Annotated in this window: 19 protein-coding genes; 7 read left to right on the top strand and 12 right to left on the bottom strand. The window is 64.6% G+C overall.

Annotated elements, in window-relative coordinates; translation table 11 throughout:
- Positions 1 to 148 precede the first annotated feature (148 nt).
- Complete coding sequence (locus tag QCE69_RS03655) at positions 149 to 292, top strand: hypothetical protein (protein ID WP_309929510.1); 144 nt, start codon at positions 149 to 151, stop codon at positions 290 to 292.
- 2 nt (positions 293 to 294) lie between these two features.
- Here QCE69_RS03655 and QCE69_RS03660 read toward each other — a convergent pair whose 3' ends face one another.
- The 4 genes from QCE69_RS03660 to QCE69_RS03675 form a co-directional block, all read right to left on the bottom strand.
- Entirely contained in the window at positions 295 to 1,413 is a 1,119-nt protein-coding gene (locus QCE69_RS03660; protein WP_309914610.1) for a sn-glycerol-3-phosphate ABC transporter ATP-binding protein UgpC, read from the bottom strand.
- Between the two features lie 50 nt (positions 1,414 to 1,463).
- Positions 1,464 to 2,321, bottom strand: coding sequence for a carbohydrate ABC transporter permease (locus QCE69_RS03665; protein ID WP_309807645.1), 858 nt, complete (start codon positions 2,319 to 2,321; stop codon positions 1,464 to 1,466).
- A complete protein-coding gene (locus QCE69_RS03670; RefSeq protein ID WP_309914612.1) occupies positions 2,311 to 3,249 on the bottom strand; it encodes a sugar ABC transporter permease in 939 nt (312 codons plus the stop codon). Before QCE69_RS03670 ends, QCE69_RS03665 begins: the two co-directional genes overlap by 11 nt.
- A 194-nt stretch (positions 3,250 to 3,443) precedes the next feature.
- Positions 3,444 to 4,697, bottom strand: coding sequence for an ABC transporter substrate-binding protein (locus QCE69_RS03675; RefSeq protein WP_309807647.1), 1,254 nt, complete (start codon positions 4,695 to 4,697; stop codon positions 3,444 to 3,446).
- Positions 4,698 to 5,342: 645 nt separating this feature from the next.
- Here QCE69_RS03675 and zwf point away from each other — a divergent pair.
- The 3 genes from zwf (at position 5,343) to QCE69_RS03690 (ending at position 9,540) form a co-directional block, all read left to right on the top strand.
- Positions 5,343 to 6,803 (top strand): glucose-6-phosphate dehydrogenase, encoded by a 1,461-nt coding sequence (zwf, locus tag QCE69_RS03680; protein WP_309914615.1) that lies wholly within the window; start codon positions 5,343 to 5,345, stop codon positions 6,801 to 6,803.
- Positions 6,804 to 6,920: 117 nt separating this feature from the next.
- On the top strand, positions 6,921 to 7,637 hold the full coding sequence (pgl, locus tag QCE69_RS03685; RefSeq protein ID WP_309929511.1) for a 6-phosphogluconolactonase: 717 nt from the start codon (positions 6,921 to 6,923) through the stop codon (positions 7,635 to 7,637).
- The gene (locus tag QCE69_RS03690; protein ID WP_309914622.1) at positions 7,618 to 9,540 is read left to right on the top strand and encodes a bifunctional transcriptional regulator/glucokinase; all 1,923 of its coding nucleotides are present in this window, start codon (positions 7,618 to 7,620) and stop codon (positions 9,538 to 9,540) included. The genes pgl and QCE69_RS03690 overlap by 20 nt, the downstream gene beginning before the upstream one ends.
- Positions 9,541 to 9,612: 72 nt before the next feature.
- Here the strand turns inward: QCE69_RS03690 and QCE69_RS03695 are convergent, their stop codons facing one another.
- The 5 genes from QCE69_RS03695 to QCE69_RS03715 all read right to left on the bottom strand — a co-directional run bounded on the left by QCE69_RS03695 (position 9,613) and on the right by QCE69_RS03715 (position 14,972).
- Positions 9,613 to 10,749 (bottom strand): porin, encoded by a 1,137-nt coding sequence (locus QCE69_RS03695; RefSeq protein WP_309914625.1) that lies wholly within the window; start codon positions 10,747 to 10,749, stop codon positions 9,613 to 9,615.
- Positions 10,750 to 11,023: 274 nt separating this feature from the next.
- Complete coding sequence (locus tag QCE69_RS03700) at positions 11,024 to 12,172, bottom strand: porin (protein ID WP_309807653.1); 1,149 nt, start codon at positions 12,170 to 12,172, stop codon at positions 11,024 to 11,026.
- Between the two features lie 558 nt (positions 12,173 to 12,730).
- Positions 12,731 to 13,510 (bottom strand): ABC transporter ATP-binding protein, encoded by a 780-nt coding sequence (locus tag QCE69_RS03705; protein ID WP_309914630.1) that lies wholly within the window; start codon positions 13,508 to 13,510, stop codon positions 12,731 to 12,733.
- Positions 13,511 to 13,536: 26 nt separating this feature from the next.
- The gene (locus QCE69_RS03710) at positions 13,537 to 14,250 is read right to left on the bottom strand and encodes an ABC transporter permease (protein WP_309807656.1); all 714 of its coding nucleotides are present in this window, start codon (positions 14,248 to 14,250) and stop codon (positions 13,537 to 13,539) included.
- A gap of 35 nt (positions 14,251 to 14,285) precedes the next feature.
- The gene (locus tag QCE69_RS03715; RefSeq protein ID WP_309929512.1) at positions 14,286 to 14,972 is read right to left on the bottom strand and encodes a histidine ABC transporter permease HisQ; all 687 of its coding nucleotides are present in this window, start codon (positions 14,970 to 14,972) and stop codon (positions 14,286 to 14,288) included.
- Positions 14,973 to 15,560: 588 nt separating this feature from the next.
- On the opposite strand from QCE69_RS03715, the gene QCE69_RS03720 reads away from it, so the two are divergent.
- A complete protein-coding gene (locus QCE69_RS03720; protein WP_309914635.1) occupies positions 15,561 to 16,259 on the top strand; it encodes a pirin family protein in 699 nt (232 codons plus the stop codon).
- 98 nt (positions 16,260 to 16,357) lie between these two features.
- On the opposite strand, the gene QCE69_RS03725 is transcribed toward QCE69_RS03720, so the two are convergent.
- A complete protein-coding gene (locus QCE69_RS03725; protein ID WP_309914637.1) occupies positions 16,358 to 16,969 on the bottom strand; it encodes a periplasmic heavy metal sensor in 612 nt (203 codons plus the stop codon).
- 242 nt (positions 16,970 to 17,211) lie between these two features.
- Here QCE69_RS03725 and QCE69_RS03730 point away from each other — a divergent pair, with 242 nt between their 5' ends.
- Complete coding sequence (locus QCE69_RS03730; protein ID WP_309914640.1) at positions 17,212 to 17,934, top strand: response regulator; 723 nt, start codon at positions 17,212 to 17,214, stop codon at positions 17,932 to 17,934.
- The gene (locus tag QCE69_RS03735) at positions 17,918 to 19,258 is read left to right on the top strand and encodes an ATP-binding protein (RefSeq protein WP_309929514.1); all 1,341 of its coding nucleotides are present in this window, start codon (positions 17,918 to 17,920) and stop codon (positions 19,256 to 19,258) included. The genes QCE69_RS03730 and QCE69_RS03735 overlap by 17 nt, the downstream gene beginning before the upstream one ends.
- A gap of 39 nt (positions 19,259 to 19,297) precedes the next feature.
- Here QCE69_RS03735 and QCE69_RS03740 read toward each other — a convergent pair whose 3' ends face one another.
- Positions 19,298 to 19,561, bottom strand: coding sequence for a hypothetical protein (locus QCE69_RS03740; protein WP_309807664.1), 264 nt, complete (start codon positions 19,559 to 19,561; stop codon positions 19,298 to 19,300).
- Between the two features lie 121 nt (positions 19,562 to 19,682).
- Entirely contained in the window at positions 19,683 to 21,368 is a 1,686-nt protein-coding gene (locus QCE69_RS03745; protein WP_309929515.1) for a diguanylate cyclase, read from the bottom strand.
- Positions 21,369 to 21,381: the final 13 nt, after the last annotated feature.

Here is a 21,381-nt window from a genome sequence, read left to right on the forward strand (position 1 = left end):
GTTCGGGTGACGAAAAAGGGATTGTGCCAGCCACGCTAGCCAGATGATGCTTCGACGAGGCGAGCGCGGGGCATGGCCGTTCTCGCTTGCTGCGACGCGGATATGTCCCGGCCGGCGCCGATGATCGCAAAGCTTCAACGCGTCGAGCATGAAAGGCAATCCGAAACATCCGGAAAATTGTTTCGACAATCGGCCGCCATTCCAGCGTCCAACCCTCAGCAGCCATTCAATCCCGAGCATCAAAAAAAACGCCACGGCGAACCGTGGCGTCCAGACTGCCTTCGAGCGCTGACTTCAAGCCAGCCGCTCCTCCGTCTGCGGATCGAACAGCACGGCCTTCGAGACATCGAACAGCAGCGTCATGTTCGACAGCGGCTGCGGATTCGACGCCGGGTGCACGCGCGACACGATGCGCTTGCTATTCACCTGGGCGAACACCAGCGTGTCCGGCCCGGTCGGTTCGATCACGTCGACGCGCACGTCCACCGGCTGCAAGCTCGTGTCGGAGACATCGTGCGCGCTGCGCGAGTCGGTGATGCGTTCCGGACGCAAGCCGAGGATCACGTCCTGACCCAGCTTGCCGCGCAGGCGGCCCGCATCGAAGGGCAGGTTCAGCACCTTCTGCGCGACGCCCGTATCCAGCTGCAAGCCGACGCCCGCGCCCGCTTCCACCAGCTTGCCGGTGATGAAGTTCATCGGCGGCGCGCCGATGAAACCCGCCACGAACAGATTCGACGGCGCGTCGTAGATTTCCTGCGGCGCGCCGAACTGCTGCACGACGCCATCCTTCATCACGGCGATGCGATCGCCCAGCGTCATCGCCTCGATCTGGTCGTGCGTCACGTACACGATCGTCGTGCCCAAGCGCTGATGCAGCAGCTTGATCTCCGAACGCATTTCGATGCGCAGCTTCGCATCGAGGTTGGAGAGCGGTTCGTCGAACAGGAACATCACGGGGTCGCGGGCCAGCGCGCGGCCCATCGCGACGCGCTGTCGCTGGCCGCCCGACAGCTGGCCCGGCTTGCGGTCCAGCAGATGACCGATCTGCAGCGTTTCCGACACGCGATCGACGATCTTCTTCTGCTCGTCCTTCGGCACCTTGCGGATGTTGAGGCCGAACGAGATGTTGTCGCGCACGCTCATCGACGGGTAGAGCGCGTAGGACTGGAACACCATCGCGATATCGCGGTCCTTCGGCGAGAGGTCGTTGACCGTCTTGCCGTCGATCATGATGTCGCCCTTGGTGACCGTCTCGAGCCCCGCGATCATGTTCAGCAAGGTCGATTTGCCGCAGCCCGAGCCGCCCACGAGAATCAGGAACTGACCGTCCTCGATGTCGATGTTGACGCCCTTGAGAACCGGCACCCCGTTCGGGTAGGTCTTGTACACGTCACGGATGGAAAGGCTTGCCATGTGAATCCTCTATGTAGTCTCTTCAACAGGGGATCGCGCGATTGCGGCGATCAACCCTTCACCGCGCCGGCCGTCAGCCCGCGCACGAAATAACGTCCTGCGATCATGTAGACCAGGATGGTCGGCAGCGCGGCGATGATCGCGCCCGCCATGTCGACGTTGTATTCCTTGACGCCCGTCGACGTGTTCACCAGGTTGTTCAGCGCCACCGTGATCGGCATGGAGTCCACACCCGAGAACACGATCCCGAACAGGAAGTCATTCCAGATCTGCGTGAACTGCCAGATCAGGCACACCATGAAGATCGGCAGCGACACCGGCAGCAGGATCTTCGTGAAGATCGTGAAGAAGCCCGCGCCGTCGATGCGCGCCGCCTTCACCAGCTCGGCCGGAATGCTCACGTAGAAGTTGCGGAAGAACATCGTCGTGAACGCGATGCCGTAGATCACGTGAACCAGCACCAGGCCCGTGGTCGTGTTCGACAGGCCGAGGAAGCCTTGCAGTCGCGCCATCGGCAGGAGAATGGCCTGGAACGGGATGAAGCAGCCGACCAGCAGCATCGTGAAGAGGCCATCCGCGCCGCGAAAGCGCCAGTGCGTGAGCACATAGCCGTTGAACGCACCGATGAACGATGAGATCAGCACGGCCGGAATCACCATGCGCACCGAGTTCATGAAGAACGGCTGCATGCCGTCGCAGCGCACGCCGGTACAGGCTTCCTGCCAGGCCTTGACCCACGGCGCGAAGGTAAAGTGCGTCGGCGGCGTCAGCAGGTTGCCCGTGCGCAACTGGTCGAGATCCTTGAAGGAGGTCGACAGCATCACGTAGATCGGGAACAGGAAGTAGAGCGCGAAGAGAATCAGCACCGCATAGATGACGGCGCGGCTCAAGGTCATCTTAGGCTGCATTGCGGGTGCTCCTCGATTCGAGATACATGAGCGGTACGAGCACCGCGACGACCGTGGCGAGCATCATCATCGACGACGCCGCGCCGACGCCGAGCTGCCCCCGGTTGAACGAGAACGTGTACATGAAGATGGCCGGCAGCGAGGACGACGTGCCCGGACCGCCCGCCGTCAGCGCGACCACCAGGTCGAAGGTCTTGATCGTGATGTGGCAGAGGATCAGCAGCACCGAGAAGAACACCGGGCGCATGCTCGGAATCACGATCTTGCGATAGATGGTGGGCAGCGTCGCGCCGTCCACTTGCGCGGCCTTGAAGATCTCGGCATCGACGCCGCGCAATCCCGCGAGGAACAGCGCCATCACGAAGCCGGTGGATTGCCACACCGCCGCGATCACGACGCAGAAGATGGCCTTGTCCGGGTCGCCCAGCCAGTTGAACGAGAAGCTCGTCCAGCCCCAGTCGTGGAACACCTTTTCGAGGCCGAGACCCGGGTTCAGGATCCACTGCCACGCGGTGCCGGTCACGATGAACGAGAGCGCCATCGGGTAGAGAAAGATGGCGCGCAGCGCGCCTTCGTTGCGGATCTTCTGGTCGAGCAGGATGGCGAGGAACAGCCCGAGGATCACGCAGATCGCGATGAACGGAATGCCGAACCAGCCGAGATTGGCGGCGGAGGTCCACCAGACATCGTTGGCGAAGAGCTGCTTGTAGCGGTCGAAGCCCGCGAAGGTATAGCGCGGCATCAGCCGCGACTCCGACAGCGAGAGATAACCCGTGATGCCGATGAAGCCGTACACGAACACGAGGGCGATCGCGACGCTGGGCGCGAGCACCAGCTTCGGGATCCAGCGATCGGCGAGCGCCGACGTGGGCGGCGCGCGACGCGGCGGGTTTTGCGGTTTCTTGTCCGCGGTAAGGGAGGCAGTCACGACTCGACTCCTGGAAAATGCGCCGACGCTCGGTGCGCTCTGTCGCACTTTTCTTCTGGCGCCTGTGGCGGAATGGCTATGCTTCGGCGGAAGCAAACGGCGCTGCTTGCAGCTGGCGTGATGCGGGTGAGGCAGATGCTTGTTCGTGGAAGCGGCGCGCCCGAATGAGCGCGCCGCTTCGGAGTGCAGCTGACTTACTTCGTCTTGGCGGCGTTCGCGAGCGCAGCCACCGCGCTCTTCGAATCCTGCGACGAATTCATGAACTTCGTCACGACGTCCGTCATGGCGCCGGCGACGGCGTCGCCCTGAGCCATGCCGTGCGCGAGCGACGGAACATAGCCGCCCGATTTGATCGCCGTCTGTTCATCAGCGTAGGACTTCTTCGCGCAGTCGTCGAATTTAGCCATCGACACGCCGAGACGGACCGGGATCGAGCCCTTGTTCAGGCTGAACTGCTCCTGGAATTCCGGCGTCATGATGGTCTTCGCGAGCGCGAGCTGGCCCGGCGTCGCGGCCTTCTGGTCCTTCTGCTGGAAGAACACGAAGGAATCGACGTTGAAGGTGTAGGCCTTGTCCGTGCCCGGCACCGGCGCGCAGATGTAGTCCGTGCCCGCCTTCTTGTTCGCGCCGGCGAATTCACCCTTCGCCCAGTCGCCCATGAACTGCATGCCCGCCTTGCCCTGGATGACCATGGCCGTCGCGAGGTTCCAGTCACGGCCGGTGCGGCCGCTGTCGAAATAGCCCTGGATCTTGCGGACGGTGTCGAACACCTGAATCATCTGCGGCGACGTCAGCGTCTTCTGGTCGAGATCGACGATCGCCTTCTTGTAGAAGTCCGCGCCCTGCGAGAGCACCACGTCTTCCCACAGCGTCAGGTCTTGCCACGGCTGGCCGCCCATCGCGATCGGCATGATGCCCGCGGCCTTCATCTTGTCGGCCACCTGGAAGAACTCGTTCCAATTGGTCGGCACCTTGCCGCCGGCCTTGTCGAGCGCCGCCTTGTTGATGTACAGCCAGTTCACGCGGTGCACCGAGAAGGGCGCGGCGACGTAATGGCCGTCTGCGTGGATGATCTTGTCGATTTCCGGCGGCAGGTTCTTCTTCCAGTCACCCGCGACGGAGTCGATCGGCACGAGCACGCCTTGCTCGGCCCATTCCTGGATCAGCGGACCCTTGATCTGCGCGGCCGAAGGCGCATTGCCCGAGATCACCTGGGTCTTCAGCGCGGTCATCGCCGCCGCGCCCGCGCCGCCCGCCACCGCGAAGTCCTTCCACTGATAGCCCTGCTTGGTCATGTCGTCCTTGAGCACGCCGACCGCCTTCGATTCGCCGCCGGACGTCCACCAGTGCAGCACCGAGACCGCCTCGGCTGCCTGCACCGCCGACGCCGTCGCACCGCACAGAAGACCTGCGGCGCACAGTGCGCCCATGAGCTTACGGACTTTCATTGTTTATCTCCTCGACACCTGAACAAGAAACGATTGGCTCCCGAAGCCGCCAGAAGCATTGTTGGAAAAACAGTGGTCAAAAACGGCACAACGTGGGCGGCCGGGAATCGGCGGTGTCGGCGGGATGCGGCAGGCGCGGGCGCATGAAACGCCGCGTGCGTGCAGGGCCGGCAGACCGATAGCGGCCGCACGGCTCTCAAGAGATGAGTGGGTGGAATCGCAACTGCTGTCTCCTCTTTTGATTTTTGCCGGCCAAGGCGCGCGGAGTTGCGGAGCGCGCCGGGTACGGCGGCGAGGCTGAGCGCACTGGAACACTGGAGCTGAAAGGCACGCCTTGCGTGAAAAGCAAGGGTTCCGGGGCTCCGATAACATGCGCTCAGAAGGTCGGCGGGGAAACTGCGCGCTGTCCGATGACTCTCTTTGACAGTGGGTTTGCCCTGCGATGACATTTCCTCTTGATTTGAATTGTAGTTAAACTACAATTCAGTGTCAAAAAAAATTTTATCGGACTACGGCCGGTTTAGAGGAATTCTTCAGCGCATGCTTCAGAATAGCGCTGAAATCGTCCCGTAATGGCCTTGAAAGTTCGATAACGCAGCGCCACCGTTTCGACTCATCCAGCGTCAGGAACCCACGTTCAGACCCATGCAAAGCGATTCGAACTTCATCTTCGTCCTCTTCGGCGGCACCGGCGACCTCTCCATGCGCAAGATTCTTCCCGCGCTGTTCGAGGCCCATCGCGCGGGCATGCTCAACCCGGCAGGCAGGATCGTCTGTGTCGCGCGCGAATCGCTGGACCAGGCCGCGTACCGCGCATGGGTGGAAGAGCACGTGAAGCCGCATGTGTCGAAGAGCGGCGTGGACGAACCGGCCTGGCGCAGCTTTCTCGAACGCTTTGAGTACGTCGGCATCGATCTCGGGCGCGCCGAAGACTTCGTCACGTTACGTGACGTGCTCGCGCAGTACGACGGCACGCGCGTGTTCTACCTGGCAACCGGCCCGTCGCTGTTCGTGCCCATCTGCCGCGCGCTGGCGGACGTCGGCCTGAACAAGAATGCGCGCATCGTGCTGGAGAAGCCGCTCGGCTACGACCTGAAGTCGTCGAACGCGATCAATGACGCCGTCGGCGAGATCTTCGAGGAAGAGCAGATCTACCGGATCGATCACTACCTCGGCAAGGAGCCGGTGCAGAACCTGCTGGCACTGCGGTTTTCCAACGTGCTGTTCGAGCCGCTGTGGCGGCGCGAGTGGGTCGAGAGCATCCAGATCACGATCGCGGAAGAACTGGGCGTGGAAGCGCGCGGCGACTTCTACGACAATACAGGCGCGTTGCGCGACATGGTGCAGAACCACTTGTTGCAGCTGCTCTCCATCGTGACCATGGAGCCGCCGCATTCCATCGATTCAGACTCCGTGCGCGACGAAAAGCTGCGCGTGCTGCGCGCGTTGAAGCCGGTGGACGAGCGCGACATCAGCCGGGTCGCGGTGCGCGGTCAGTATCATGCGGGCGTGATCCGCGGCGCGGCGGTGCCGGCCTATGCCACCGAAAAGGGCGTGCGCCCCGACAGCAACACGGAAACCTTTGTCGCGCTGAAGGTGGAAATCGAGAACTGGCGCTGGGCGGGCGTGCCGTTCTTCCTGCGCACGGGCAAGCGGCTGGCGGACCGGGTCGCGGAGATCGTGGTGAATTTCCGCGCCGTGCCGCATTCGGCGCTGGGGGCAAATGCGTCGCGCGTGGGCGTGAACCGGCTGGTGATCCGCCTGCAGCCGAACGAGTCCATTCGGCTGTACTGCCTCGCGAAGCAGCCGGGCGAAGGCATGAATCTGGCAAGCGTGCATCTCGACCTCGCGTTCGACCAGTTCTTCAAGGAAGGACAGATGGAGGCGTATCAGCGCCTGCTGCTCGACGTGATCCATGGCCGGCTCGCGCTGTTCGTGCGGCGCGACGAGCAGGAAGCGGCGTGGCGCTGGGTCGAGCCGATCCTGAACGCGTGGGCGTCGTCGGCCAACAAGCCGAAGCCGTATGCATCGGGCACGTGGGGGCCGGCGGCATCGAGCGCGATGCTTGCGCAGCACGGCACCTGCTGGCTCGAGGAAGAAAACTGAAGACGTCACGCCGACGCCGCCCGTCAGAGGCACGCGGCGACCCCAGACCGCTTCGCCCATCATTGCGATGGCGCAGGCAGAAAGCGGATCGATAAACCAAAACAAGCAGGAGGAGCAGTGATCGAGCTTCACACTTTCGATGACCCTCGCGCCCATTCGGACGCGCTGGCGAAAGCCGTGGCGGACGCACTGAGCGCGACGCTCGCGGCGCGGGGCGCAGCCTCGGCCGACGCCGACGCCGCCGGACAGGGCGCGCACGCCACGCTCGCGGTATCGGGCGGCAGCAGCCCGAAGCCGTTCTTGCAGGCGCTCTCGCACGAGCCGCTCGACTGGGCGCATATCGACGTCACCCTGGTCGACGACCGCTGGGTGCCCGAAACCGATCCGGCGAGCAACGCGGAATTCGCGCGCAACACCGTGCTGCAGAACGCGGCGGCGGCGGCCTATTTCCTGCCGCTCGTGGACACGACGAAGCCGCTCGAAAGCCATGTCGCGGAACTGAACGCCGACCCGCGCCGCCGTCTGCCCGATGTCGCAGTGCTCGGCATGGGCGAGGACGGCCACACGGCGTCCATCTTCGCCGACGCCCCCGAGTGGGGCTTCGCCATCAGCACGCCGGACCGTTTCGTCGCCGTGCATCCGGTCGCGGCGCCCCATGCGCGCGTGAGCCTGTCGATGTCGGCGCTGACGCAGGTCGGGCAACTGTATTTGTTCATCGCCGGGCAGAAGAAACTCGACGTCCTGAATGCCGCGCTCGCCGCGCCGCAGAAGAACGCCATCTCGACGCTGGCCCATGCTGAAGGAGTGAAGCTCGATGTCTACTGGTGTGCATAAGGGCGTGCATAAGGCAGCGGCTCAGCACGCCGACGGACCGAGGCTCCTGGCCGATGTCGGCGGCACCAATGCGCGCTTCGCGCTGGAGACGGCGCCGGGCGAGATCGGCCAGATCCGCGTCTATCCGGGCGCGGATTATCCCGGCATCGCCGAGGTGATGCAGCAGTATCTGAAGGACACGCAGGTCAGCCGCGTGAACCACGCGGCGATCGCCATTGCCAATCCGGTCGACGGCGATCACGTCAAGATGACCAATCACGACTGGAGCTTTTCCATCGAGGCGACGCGCCGCGCGCTCGGCTTCGACACGCTCCTGGTCGTGAACGACTTCACCGCGCTGGCCATGGCCGTGCCCGGCCTGACCGACGCGCAGCGCGTCCAGGTGGGCGGCGGCGCGCGCCGGCAGAACAGCGTGATCGGGTTGCTCGGGCCGGGCACGGGCCTGGGCGTGTCGGGCCTGATTCCCGCCGACGACCGCTGGATCGCGCTCGGCAGCGAAGGCGGTCACGCCACGTTCTCGCCGTTCGACGAACGCGAAGATCTCGTCATGCGCTTCGCGCGCCGCAAGTTTCCGCACGTATCGTTCGAGCGGGTCTGCGCGGGGCAGGGGCTGGAGCTGATCTACCGGGCGCTGGCTGAACGGGATGCCGTGAACGTCGCGGACTCCTTCAGCGCCGCCGACGTCACGCATCGCGCGCTGGACGGCGAAGCGCTCGCGCTGGAAACGGTCAACTGCTTCTGCGCCATTCTCGGCACCTTCGCGGGCAATATCGCGGTGACGCTCGGCGCGCTGGGCGGGATTTTCATCGGCGGCGGCATCGTGCTGAAGCTCGGCGAACTGTTCCACAAGTCGCCGTTCCGCGAGCGCTTCGAGGCCAAGGGACGCTTCCAGCAATATCTCGCTGGCATTCCCACCTTCATCATCACGGCCGAGTATCCGGCGTTCCTTGGCGTTTCGGCGATCCTGTCCGAGCAGTTGTCGAATCGCGCGAACAGCGGGTCATCGGCGGTGTTCGAGCGCATCCGCCAGATGCGCGATGCGCTGACGCCCGCCGAGCGGCGCGTGGCCGACCTCGCGCTGAACCATCCGCGCTCGATCATCAACGATCCGATCATCGACATCGCGCGCAAGGCCGACGTGAGCCAGCCCACCGTGATCCGCTTCTGCCGCTCGCTTGGCTGCCAGGGTCTGTCCGACTTCAAGCTGAAGCTCGCGACCGGGCTGACCGGCACGATTCCGGTGAGTCACAGCCAGGTGCATCTCGGCGACACGGCCACCGACTTCGGCGCGAAGGTGCTCGACAACACGGTGTCGGCCATCCTGCAACTGCGCGAGCATCTGAACTTCGACAACGTCGAGCGCGCGATCGACATCCTCAACGGTGCGCGGCGCATCGAGTTCTACGGGCTGGGGAATTCGAACATCGTCGCGCAGGACGCGCACTACAAGTTCTTCCGCTTCGGCATCCCGACCATCGCGTACGGCGACCTGTACATGCAGGCCGCGTCCGCCGCGCTGCTGGGCAAGGGCGATGTGATCGTCGCGGTATCGAAGTCGGGCAGGGCGCCGGAACTGCTGCGCGTGCTGGAAGTGGCGATGCAGCAGGGCGCGACGGTCATCGCCATCACGTCGAGCAACACGCCGCTCGCCAAGCGGGCCACGGTCGCGCTGGAAACCGATCACATCGAGATCCGCGAGTCGCAGTTGTCGATGATTTCGCGCATCCTGCACCTGCTGATCATCGACATCCTTGCGGTCGGCGTGGCGATCCGTCGCGCGGCGCCGCAGCCGGGCGCCAAGCTCACCGAGACGGTCGAGAAGGCGCGCGCATCCGGCGACGATGACGCGGCCGCGGTGCTCGACTGGTTGAGTCATGGCGCGTCGGGGTCGGCGCGGGAATAACGCCGACTTTGTTTCTGACGCGAAAGCCGCCGGCCTACACCGGCGGCTTTTTCACATGAGCCGAATGGCCGTTCAGAACGAGTGCTGGATGCCGGCGTATACGCCGGTCTGGCTTTGGCCGGGCAGCGGGTTGTCCGTCGCGGCCGTGTTGCCCACGTTGTTCGCATTCAGGCCGTAGTTCGCGCTGCCGCTGTTCTGCACTGTCGCCACCTGAAAATCCAGCAGGGTGCGCTTGGACAGCTTGTAGGTGCCGCCGACGGAATACAGGGTGGCGTTGCCCGCGCCGTTGTTGCCGTTGACGTGGTACACCGCGGCGATCAGCGCGGCGGCGGGTGTTGCCTGCCAGGTCACGCCGCCCCATTCCTGATCGAGCGCGGAAGGCTGGCCGGGTTGCAAACCGGTCATGCCCGAACTGCGGATGGCCTGGTAGCCGCCCTGAAGCTTGAACGCACCCAGGAACACGTTGAGCAGCGCCGTGTATTCGCGCGAATAAGCGTAGACGCCATTGCCGCCGTTGGCGTAAGCGCCGCCGAGCGAGCCGTTAGCCGGGTTGCGGATCTCGTCGTAGATGCCGCGCACCTGGAAGAGCGGTGCGGTGTAGGTGATCTGCGCGCCGGCTTCACGGCCTTGCGGGCTCGTGCCGTTGCCATTCCAGCTGCTGGCGTTCGAGAAGGCGTACTGGCCGTAGAAGTCGAAGCCCGCGACGTTCGGCGATTGCCAGGAGACGTTGTTGCTCGACTGCGGCCAGTTGCGCCCGCGCACCAGCGACGCCGACGACCATGCCGACTGGCCGAACGGATCGAAGTCCCACAGGCCGTTCGAGATGAACAGCTCGCGCCCGATCCGCAGCGTGCCGTAGCGGTCGTTGCTCAGGCCGACCGTGGCCCAGCGGTTGAAGATGCCGTTGTTGCCCGGGCCCTGGCCGTTCATCGTGTTGAAGCTGCCTTCCAGCTGGAACACGACGTGGTTGCCGTTGCCGACATCCTCGACGCCCTTCAGTCCCCACAGGCTCGTGCCCCAGTCGCCGCTCTCGGCGCGAAAGCGGTGCGAGCTGCCGGTGGCCGCGCCGTTCGGCGCGACGCCGGTGGGCACGCCCGTCATGTACTCGAGGCCGGCGTCCAGGCGTCCATACAACGTGATGCTGCCTTGAGCCTGCGCGAGCGCGCTGAACGTCCATAGCGCCGCCGACGCGAGCAAAGCCTTCTTCATGGTCTCCTCCACTATCCTTGATCGACGGCGATTCGATCGGACGCGACGCGCGCCCGGATGAACCGCCGACTCGAATTTTGGAGGAGAAAAGATGCTATTCGGCAGGATGCTTTTGTCGAATTTTGTCCGGCGGCATGGGACTGTCATGCCGGATGATGCAGACGCGGCGCTCCAATAAAAAACGGTGCGATACCCTTTCGGGCACCGCACCGATACGCGCCTCTCGCAGCAGCGTGAAAACCTGTTGAAGCTCTGTTCTTGTCCGCCTCGTGTTTTAGAACGAGTGCTGGATGCCTGCGTACACGCCGGTCTGGCTGTGGCCCGGGAACGGGTTGTCCGTCGAGGCCGCCGAACCGTAGTTGTTGGCGTTCAGACCGTAGTTGGCGGTCTTGCTGTTCTGCACGGTCGCAACCTGCAGATCGAGCAACGTGCGCTTGGACAGGTTGTACGAACCGCCGACCGTGTAGATGGTCGCGTTGCCCGCGCCGTTGTTGCCGTTCACGTGATACACCGCCGCGATCAGCGCCGCTGCCGGGGTGGCTTGCCACGTCACGCCGCCCCACTCGTGATCGAGTGCGGTCGGCTGGCCGGGCAGCTGGCCGGTCATGCCGGAACTGCGGATCGCCTGATAGGCGCCCTGGACCTTGAACTGGCCGAGGAACACGTTGAACATCGCCGTGTACTCACGCGAATAGCCGTACACGCCGTTGCCGCCGGAGCCGCCGTCGATCGGGTTGTACACGCCGCCGAGCGTACCGTTGGCCGGGTTGCGGATTTCATCGTACATGCCGCGAATCTGGAACAGCGGCGAGGTGTACGTGACATACGCGCCCGCTTCGCGGCCTTGCGGCGTCGTGCCGTTACCGTTCCAGTTGGTGGCGTTCGAGAGCGAGTACTGACCGTAGAAGTCGAAGCCCGCGATTTTCGGCGACTGGTACGAAATGTTGTTGCTCGATTGCGGCCAGTTGCGGCCACGCACCAGCGAAGCGGACGACCAGTTCGACTGGCCGAACGGATCGAAGTCCCACACGCCGTTGGCGATGAAGAGCTCACGACCCAGCAACAGGGTACCGAACTGGTTGTTCGCCATACCGACCGTCGCCCAGCGATTGAAGAGACCGCCGCCGCCCGGGCCCGCGCCCGTCATGGTGTTGAAGCTGCCTTCCAACTGGAACACGGCGCGATAGCCGCCGCCCAGATCTTCGACACCCTTCATGCCCCACAAGCTCGTGCCCCAGTCGCCGCTTTCCGCCTTGAAGCGGTGCGAGCTGCCGGTGGCGGGTGCGCCGGCCGGACCGGTCGGGACACCGTTCATATATTCGAGCCCCGCGTCCAGGCGGCCATACAACGTCACGCTGCTCTGAGCGTGCGCCACCGCGCTGAACGTCAGCAGTGCTGCCGACGCGAGCAAAGCTTTCTTCATCATCTCCTCCAACCCTGTCAAGAAATAGAACCCAAGTGCTGCGGTGTGGTTCGATGCAGGCGCACCCAACCGAAAATTGTTTTTCAGAGGAAGGACACGCGGGCTTGTAGTGCTTGCAGCGATTCGCGCGGGGTGGGCGCGAATCTGACGCCGATTCGTTGATCGGTGTCGTTCCTCAGTTTCTTTTGGACTTTTTGAAGTAAAACTACTTTTTGGGTACTTCGTTTTGGTACTTTCGTTACCAATTTAACAAATTACGTTATGCGCGCCAAAGAAAAATGATGAAGGCCGTTCGTTTGTGTCAAAAACGCAATGGTGATGTGTTATGGCGATGACCCACAGCATGGGAAACACCCCGCAAAGCCTTATGCCGTCAAGGCTTCAGCGCAATGTAAGTTTCGGGGTCAGGTTTGTCTCCTATTGACGCGGGCTTGGCGTGGCGCTAGTTCGAATTGCGACGCGAACCGGTCGGACGCGACGGCGCGAAGACGCAAAAAAAGCGCCTCGCGGGCGCTCTTTCTGGAGTGGGTGGTTGCTGCCACGCAGCCGGAAAGCCGCTTACTTGAGGCTGCCCGACAGGAACTGCTTCAGGCGCTCGCTCTTCGGGTTGCCGAAGACGGCATCGGGATGACCTTCTTCCTCGATGCGCCCCTGATGCAGAAACACCACGTGGTTCGAGACATTGCGGGCGAACGCCATCTCATGGGTCACGACGATCATCGTCCGGCCTTCCTCGGCGAGCGTCTGCATCACCTTCAGGACTTCGCCGACCAGTTCCGGATCGAGTGCGGAGGTCGGTTCGTCGAACAGCATGACGTCCGGATGCATCGCGAGCGCGCGGGCGATCGCCACCCGCTGCTGCTGTCCGCCCGACAGATGCGACGGATACTGCTTCTCCAGCCGCGGTGCGAGGCCTACCTTCTCCAGATACATGCGCGCGCGGTCCTCGGCTTCCTTCTTCGGCAGCCCGAGCACGTTGATGGGCGCCTCGGTCACGTTTTCCAGCACGTTCATGTGCGACCACAGGTTGAAGTGCTGGAACACCATCGACAGCTTCGAGCGCATCTGGCGCAGCTGCTTCGGGTCGGCGACCTTGAGCGCGCCGGCCTTGTCCTTCATCGTGCGGACTTCGTCGCCATCGACGAAGATGCGCCCCTGGTTCGGCTGCTCGAGGAAGTTGATACAGCGCAGCATCGTGCTCTTGCCCGAACCCGACGAGCCGATGACGCTGATCACATCGCCGGCCTTCGCCTTGAGGGAGACGCCCTTGAGGACCTCGTTGCTGCCGTACTGCTTGTGGATGTCGTCGACGAAAAGCTTGTGCATCTGGGAGTTCATGAACGGTCCTTGACTGACTCGACTACTTATTTGCCTTGCGGCCGCAAATAAGCGAGCCAGCGATGCTCGGCACGGCGGAACAGCCACACGAGCGCGAACGAAATGCAGAGATAGAGCAGGGCAGCGATGCCGAACGCCTCGAACGACTGATAGGTCGCCGAGTTCACGTCGCGCGCGATCTTGAGGATGTCGGGCACGGTGGCGGTGAACGCCACCGTGGTGGCGTGCAGCATCAGGATCACTTCGTTGCTGTAATAGGGCAGCGCGCGGCGCAGCGCCGACGGCAGGATCACCCGCCGATACAGCGTGAAGCCCGACATGCCGTAGGCGCGCGCCGCCTCGATCTCGCCGTAGGGCGTCGCCTTGATCGCGCCGGCGAAGATTTCGGTGGTGTACGCGCAAGTGTTCAGCGTGAACGCGAGCAGTGTGCAGTTCATGCCGCTGCGGAAGAATTCGGCGAGCAGCATGTGATCGCGCACGACCTGCAGGCTGTACAGGCCTGTGTAGCACAGCAGTAGCTGCACATACAGCGGCGTGCCGCGGAACACGTAGGTGTAGAGCCAGACGGCGCGCGACAGCAGCTTGTTCTTCGAGACCCGCGCCACCGCGAGCGGCACCGAGAGACAGAAGCCCAGGCCGATGGAAATGACCAGCAGCCACATCGTGATCGCGAGACCGGTGATGCGGTAGCCGTCGGTGAAGAGGTAGTTCTTCCAGTATTCCTGGATGATTTCGATCATGATCCCAGACGCTCGTGATTAGACCAGTACCAGTATTAGAGGTCGGCGCGGCGCACGCCGATGGAATAGCGCCGCTCGAGCCAGATCAGCACCAGATTCGAGATCGTGGTGATCGCGAGATAGATCGCGCCCGCGAGAAGCGTGAAGAAGAAGAACCGCAGCGTGCCCTTGCCCGCGTCCTGCGAGGCCTTGACGACGTCGGCGAGACCGATGATCGACACCAGCGCCGTCGCCTTGACCATCACCTGCCAGTTGTTGCCGATGCCCGGCAGCGCGAAGCGCATCATCTGCGGAAACATGATGCGCGCGAAGGTCTGCCAGGGCGTCATGCCATAGGCCGCGCCGGCTTCGAGCTGGCCGCGCGGCACCGAGAGGAACGCGCCGCGGAAGGTTTCGGTGAAGTACGCCCCGTAGATGAAGCCGAGCACGAGAATGCCGGCGAGGAACGGGTCGATGTCGATCTGGTCCCAGCCGACCAGGTCGGTCAGCTGGTTCAGCCAGATCTGGATGCTGTAGAACAGCAGGAGCATCAGCACGAGGTCGGGCACGCCGCGGATCAGCGTCGTATAGATCGTGCCGACCCCGGACGCCAGGCGGTTCTTCGACAGTTTCGCCGCCGCGCCGATGAGACCGATCACGAAGGCGAACGCGAGCGACAGCACCGCCAGCTTGACGGTTTGCCAGGTGCCCGCGAGGATCAGCGGACCGTAGCCTTGCAACATGGTGATTCCTTGGTAAGGTGCCTGACGTGCATGCAGTGGGACGAGTCCGTCGCACGACGGTTCGCGCGAGGGCTTCGGACGGCGGCGGCCGTGGATGACGGCGCCGCGCGCATGGCGAATGGTCTCATCTTTCTCCCCGGCCGCCCGCGCCTTGTCCCGCGCGTTGCAGCTGTATTTCCCTGGCCCGCCTTGTTCCGCGCTTTTCGTCTCTCAACGAACAGGCCAGCGGTCGGTATTCTAGATGGTCAAAAATGCGCATTGCCGCAGGTTTGCCCTTCTCGCTAACCCTTGCCGGCCAGCAACTCTTGAGCCGCCATCGTTTATCGTTGCGTGAAACGCCCGGGCGCGGTGTCCGGTTCACCTGTCAATTCGCGCCAGAGATGCCCCGCGCCGGGTTGCAAACCCTCGCCACCCCGGAAAAGCGCGGTATTTTACCCGAACCCGGCCCGCGCGCGGCCACGAAGCCGGAAGCGTCCGATTACCTGCATCAGCGGAACGATGTAGTGCCGTTGCACGCGTTGTTCGGCGGGGGCGGCGCCCTTACATTCTCTCCATCGCAAATCAACGCCTTGGGCGGGAGCAAACATCATGTTCGAGATTCGCCGCAGCAACGAACGGGGTCACGCCAACCACGGCTGGCTCGACTCGTATCACAGCTTCTCCTTCGCCGACTACTACGACACGCAGCACATGCACTTCGGCGCACTGCGCGTGATCAACGAAGACCGCGTGGCCGGCGGCCAGGGATTCGGCGCGCATGGTCATCGCGACATGGAGATCATCAGCTATGTGCTGGACGGCGCGCTGGCGCACAAGGACAGCATGGGCAACGGTTCGACCATCCGTCCCGGCGACGTCCAGCGCATGAGCGCCGGGACCGGCGTGCGGCACAGCGAGTTCAACGGCTCGCCGACCGAGACCGCGCACTTCCTGCAGATCTGGATCATTCCGGATGCGCCGGGCGGCGCGCCGGGCTACGAGGAAAAGCGTTTCGCCGATGAGGACAAGCGCGGCCGGCTGCGCGTGATCGCGTCGCCGGAAGGCGAGGACGGCTCGGTGCGCCTCGGGGCGGACGCGCGTATCTTCGCGGGGCTGTTCGACGGCGCCGAGCGCGCGGACTTCGACGTGCCGGCGGGCCGCCGTGTCTACGTGCACGTGGCGCGCGGCGCGGTGACGGTGAACGGCGAGGCGCTCGGCGCAGGCGATGCCGCGATGATCGAGGATATCGAGAAGGTCTCGGTGGAGCAGGGCGAGAACGCGGAAGTGCTCCTGTTCGATCTCGCGTAAGTCGGGGTCCGTTCATCTCGAAAAAAAGGCCGCGGAGCGTGATGCTCCGCGGCCTTTCTGCTTCAGTGCTTCAGGACTTCAGCACTTCGGGAACACGCTTACTGCGCCGCAGGAGCCGATGCGCCGGCCGCCGCGCCCGGCGTGGGACGTGCGCCGTCCGCGCGTTCGCGGTTCTTGTTCCAGCGCTCATGCATGCGCTGCTCGTGCGCGTGCATCCGGGCGAAATGCTTCTTGAGCGCCGTGCTGACGGTGGTCTTCTGCTGGTCGTTCAGCGCGTTGTAGAAGTTCAGCCACGTGGCGGCGGTCTGCTCGCGCAGCTGCGCATTCTGTTCATCCACCTTCTGATGCGCGGCGTGCATGGCGTTCAGGTCGAGGATCGGCTGGTTTTCCATCGACTTGAACTGCTCGCCCATCTGCTTGAAGTTCGCACGCATCGCCTGATGGTTCTGCTTCATCGTGGTGAGCGCCGTTTGCCAGAGCTTCTCCTGGTCCGCGTTCAGCTTCAGCTGGCCGTGCAGTTCATCCAGCTGCTTCTGCATGCGCTGTTCCATGTGATGCCCGCCATGACCGCCGGGGCCGCCAGGGCCGCCCATCATCGCCGCGCCGGCCGGAGGCGGCGGGGGCGCGTCAGTCGTGGCGGCATGCGCGGCGCCGAACGTCAGCGCGATGGCTGCTGCTGCTGCGGTCAGAATGCGATATTGCTTGCTCATCTCGATACTCCCTGGATTGTTTTGAAGCCGAGGCAGCAATGCCTGCATGACACGTCGGTCAGCGGTTGCGGCGTTGCCCTTGTCGGTGAGACACAGCGTAGGGGTTGATGGCGCGGGCCGTGTTACGGCAAGGTTCAGGCTTGTTACGCAGGTTTACGCCCTGCTTTCGTGGTAACACCCCGTAACCCTTATGGCGTGCCTGTCATCGATGGCCGCCTGACTCACGCGCTAAACTTCGAGCCATGACTACGCAAATACTTGTCGTCGACGACGACGCCGAACTGCGCGACCTTCTGCGCGACTATCTGGTCCGGCAGGGCATCGAGGTATCGGTGCTGCATGATGCCGGTGGCCTCGAACGCCGTATCGAACGCGAGCGGCCCGACCTGATCGTGCTCGACCTGATGATGCCGGGCGTCGACGGCCTGACCGCGCTCAAGTCACTGCGCGCGTCCGGCGACGACATCCCGGTCATCATGCTGACCGCGCGCGCCGACGACGTGGACCGCATCGTCGGTCTGGAACTCGGCGCGGACGATTACCTCGGCAAGCCGTTCAATCCGCGCGAACTGCTCGCGCGCGTGCAGGCGGTGCTGCGCCGCCGCCGCACGGTGCCCTCCGCGGCGCCGGAGCAGCGCGAGCCGTATTCGTTCGGCCGCTTCAAACTGGACTTCCAGTCGCGTACGCTGCAGCAGGACGACAAGCCGCTCACGCTGTCCGGCAGCGAATACGCGCTGCTCAAGATCTTCGTCAACAACCCGATGCGCACGCTCACCCGCGAGCGCCTGCTCGAACTGCTGCACGGACCGGAATACGACGGCACCGACCGCGGCATCGACGTGCAGGTGTGGCGCCTGCGGCGCATTCTCGAAACCGATCCGTCGGCGCCGCGCTTCATCCAGACGGTGCGCGGACGCGGCTACGTGTTCGTGCCCGACGGCGAGCAAAATGCGCCGGGCAATTGACACGCTGTTCGGACGGCTGGTCGTCATCGTCATCGGCATGCTGGTGTTGTCGCATGTCGCGTGGTTCGCGATCATCCGCTTCGAGCGCGACAACGTGCAGACGCGCTTCGCGGTCGAGGAAGCCGTGTTTCTCGTCGAGGCGGTGCGTCAGCACATCACCAACACGCCGGACCAGCCGCTGCCGCCGCGCGTGCGCGTGGTCCCGCTGGGCAATGCCGAAGTGCCGAGGCCGCCCGATGAAGACCTGCCGCCGCCTTTGCAGCGCTTCATCGAGGATCTGAGAGACCGTCTGCCGGAGGGCACCGAAGTGCGCCTGAACGAGCCCGGCGGGCCGCCGAGCGTCTGGGTACACGGCGCCAAGGATGCGGGCTGGATCGTCGTGCCGGTGCAGCCGCTGCGGCCGCCGCGCTCGCGCGACCGCATGGTCGTGTGGCTCCTGATCATTTTCTCGGCGGCGGTGCTCGCGGCCTTGTTCGGCGCATGGCAGCTGCAGCATCCGCTGCGTGGACTGGCGCAGGCCGTGCAGCGTTTCGGCCGGGGCCAGCCGACGCCGGTCGTGCCCGAGCGCGGGCCGCGCGAACTGCGCCAGCTGACGCACGGCTTCAACCAGATGGTGCGCGAGGTGTCGCAGGCCGAAAACGACCGCGCGGTGATGCTGGCAGGCGTCGCGCACGATCTCAAGACGCCGCTTGCGCGCCTGCGTCTGCGCGCCGAGATGATGGACGACGAGAAGATGCGCGACGGCGTGGTGCGCGACGTGGATTCCATGGCGCATATCGTCGACCAGTTCCTGGTGTTCGCGCACGACCGTCCGGACGGCAGCGAGCCGGTTCCGGTGGACCAGCAGTGCGAGCGCATCGTGCGGGCGTACCGCGCGGTCTCGCCGGGCGCCGAGCCGGTGCAACTGAGTCTGGAGGCGGGTCCGACCTTCGCGCTGCCGGCGGCCACGCTCGACCGGCTGCTGTCGAACCTGCTCGACAACGCTCATGCCTACGGCGCGCCGCCGGTCGTCATCGGGACGCAGCGCGGCGCGCGCGGCTGGATTCTGCAGGTCAAGGATCACGGCAAGGGCATTGCGCCCGACGATCTCATCAATGCCAGCCGGCCGTTCGTGCGGCTCGATCCGGCGCGCGGCGGCAGCGGCCATAGCGGGCTGGGACTGGCGATCGTCGAGCGGCTGGTGCGGCGCGCGGGCGGCGAATGTGAAGTCGCCAATTCCGCGGAAGGCGGCTTGCAAGTCCGGATGACGTTCCCGTTCGATCTTGCGACCCTGCCGGCCGACGAGCGCCGCACGGGTTCGCAACCGGAAGAGCGCGTGCTGTAGAAAGCGGCGGGTGCGGCGTGAGGGTCGCGCCGGCGGCGCTCAGTCGAACAGCGTTTCGAGCGCCGAGGCCGCCTCGCTGTCCACCGTGTTATAGGTCACCGTGGACGCCTCGAAGATGTAGTGCGTCGTGTACTTGCCGAGCCGCGACAGGATCTCGTCCTGGATCGCTTCCGGGGCGAGGTCGATCTTCAGGAACCAGGCCGTCGACGAGAGCCGCGTCTGATACGAACCGTATTCGGCGAGCAGGTGGTCGAACGTTTCCGCGTCCTGATCCCGGCACACGATCACCAGATTTCCCTTCATGCAATCCTCCGATTGAGGCCAGCGTCATTCGATATCGAATGTCGATGATACCTGCGCGCTGCCCGGGCGTCGCGCCGGGCGCATGACCGTGCCATGACCGGACATTACCGCGGCGCGCGGCTCACTTGCCCGCGAGCGAGTCTTCGGGATGGCGGGCGGGCGGCGCGGCGTCGGCGGGCCGCACTTCACTGCGGTCGCGGCCACGCGACTTGGCCTCGTAGAGCGCCAGGTCGGCGCGGGAGAGAATCCATTCGAGCGCGTCGTCGGGCGCCAGTTCGGTGATGCCGATGGACACCGACAGCACCGCGTCGTCCGGCAAGTGCGCGCAATGCTCGTGATGGAAGCGCTTGCGCAGCCGTTCGAGCACGGCCTGGGCGTCGGCCAGCGCGGTCTGCGGCAGCAGGATGCCGAATTCCTCGCCGCCCAGCCGTCCGATTGCGTCGCTCGGCCGCAGCTGGGTCCGGCATACCTCGACGAAATGCTCGAGCGCCCGGTCGCCGGACGCATGGCCGAAGCGGTCGTTGATCTGCTTGAAGTGATCCAGATCCGCGATCGCCACCGAGAGCGGCGTGCCGACCGAACGCGCCAGTTCCACTTCGTGCCGCAGCGTGTCGAGGAAGTAGCGCCGCGACAGCGCGCCGGTGAGCGCGTCGTGCCGCGCTTCAGCGGAGAGCAGGGTATTGGCGGCCTGCAACTGCTCGGCGAGATCGCGCGTGGCGCGGTGCAGGCGGCGCTCGCGCGAGTACGACGTGGCGATCACGATGGCGAGCGTCACCACGCCGAGCATCGTCAGGAAGACGAGAAAGCGGTCGCGGCTGTGATTGCGGCTGATTTCCGGCCAGCTCGTCAGCGGATGCACGATATGCGCCGAAAGTCCGGAGTTCAGGCCGGTGCGCTCGTCGTACAGCGAGGGCACGTTGCTGCCGTTGGCGGCATAGAAGGTCTCTGCGAGCGCGGGCGCGAGCCAGTGTTCGGAGGTGCGCATCTGCTCGCCGACGTGTGTCAGGCGCAGTTCGGCAAAGGCGTCGCGCCGGTAATGCTCGATCCGCTCGCGCGCGGTCATGCGGCTGACGGGCGCCTGGGGCATGGCTTCGTATTCGAGCCGGCCGTCGTGCGCCATCACGATGACGCCGTTTTCGTCGGTGACGAAGGTGCCCGCCCGCGACACCCAGTGGCGCAACCGGTCGATGCTCACCTTCGCGATCACCGCGCCGACCAGGATGCCGTCCTGATAGGACGGCGCCGCGATGAAGATGCCCGGCTCGCCGGACAGCCGGCCCACGCCGTACATCTCGACGAAGCCGCCGAGCAGCGCCCGCGCGACATAGCCGCGCGCGCTCATGTCGAAGCCGATGAAGCTGTTCTCGTCGCCGGCGTTGCTGGAGGCGATGCAGTAGCCGTGTTCGTTGACGAGCCAGATCGTATCGAGTCCGGAGAAGCCCTGGGCGTCGTGCAGGAACAGATTGACCTTCTCGAGCCCGGGACGCGCGGCCCATTTGTTGCGCCGCTCGAGTTCCGTCTCGCCCGGGTTCGAGGCATAATTCCGCGACTCCGCCAGGGCGCGCTGGGTCAGGTCCATTTGGGCGAGCGTTGCGGGAATGGCGCGCGACAGCGCGAGATCGCTCGCGATGATCTGCGCCATGTTGTCGACGATCGACGCCGCCATGTTGCGCTCGGTGCGCACTGTCGACGTCATCTCCTGCTGTACCATGCGGTCCGACAGCAAGCCCGCGGCAATCCAGCATGCGAACGCCAGCACGGCCAGGCCGAGCGTCGCGGTCACACGGTGCAGGATGAGCTTGTTCATCGAAGTGGTGCGC

The organism is Caballeronia sp. LZ032 (assembly GCF_031451315.1).
Taxonomy (GTDB): domain Bacteria; phylum Pseudomonadota; class Gammaproteobacteria; order Burkholderiales; family Burkholderiaceae; genus Caballeronia.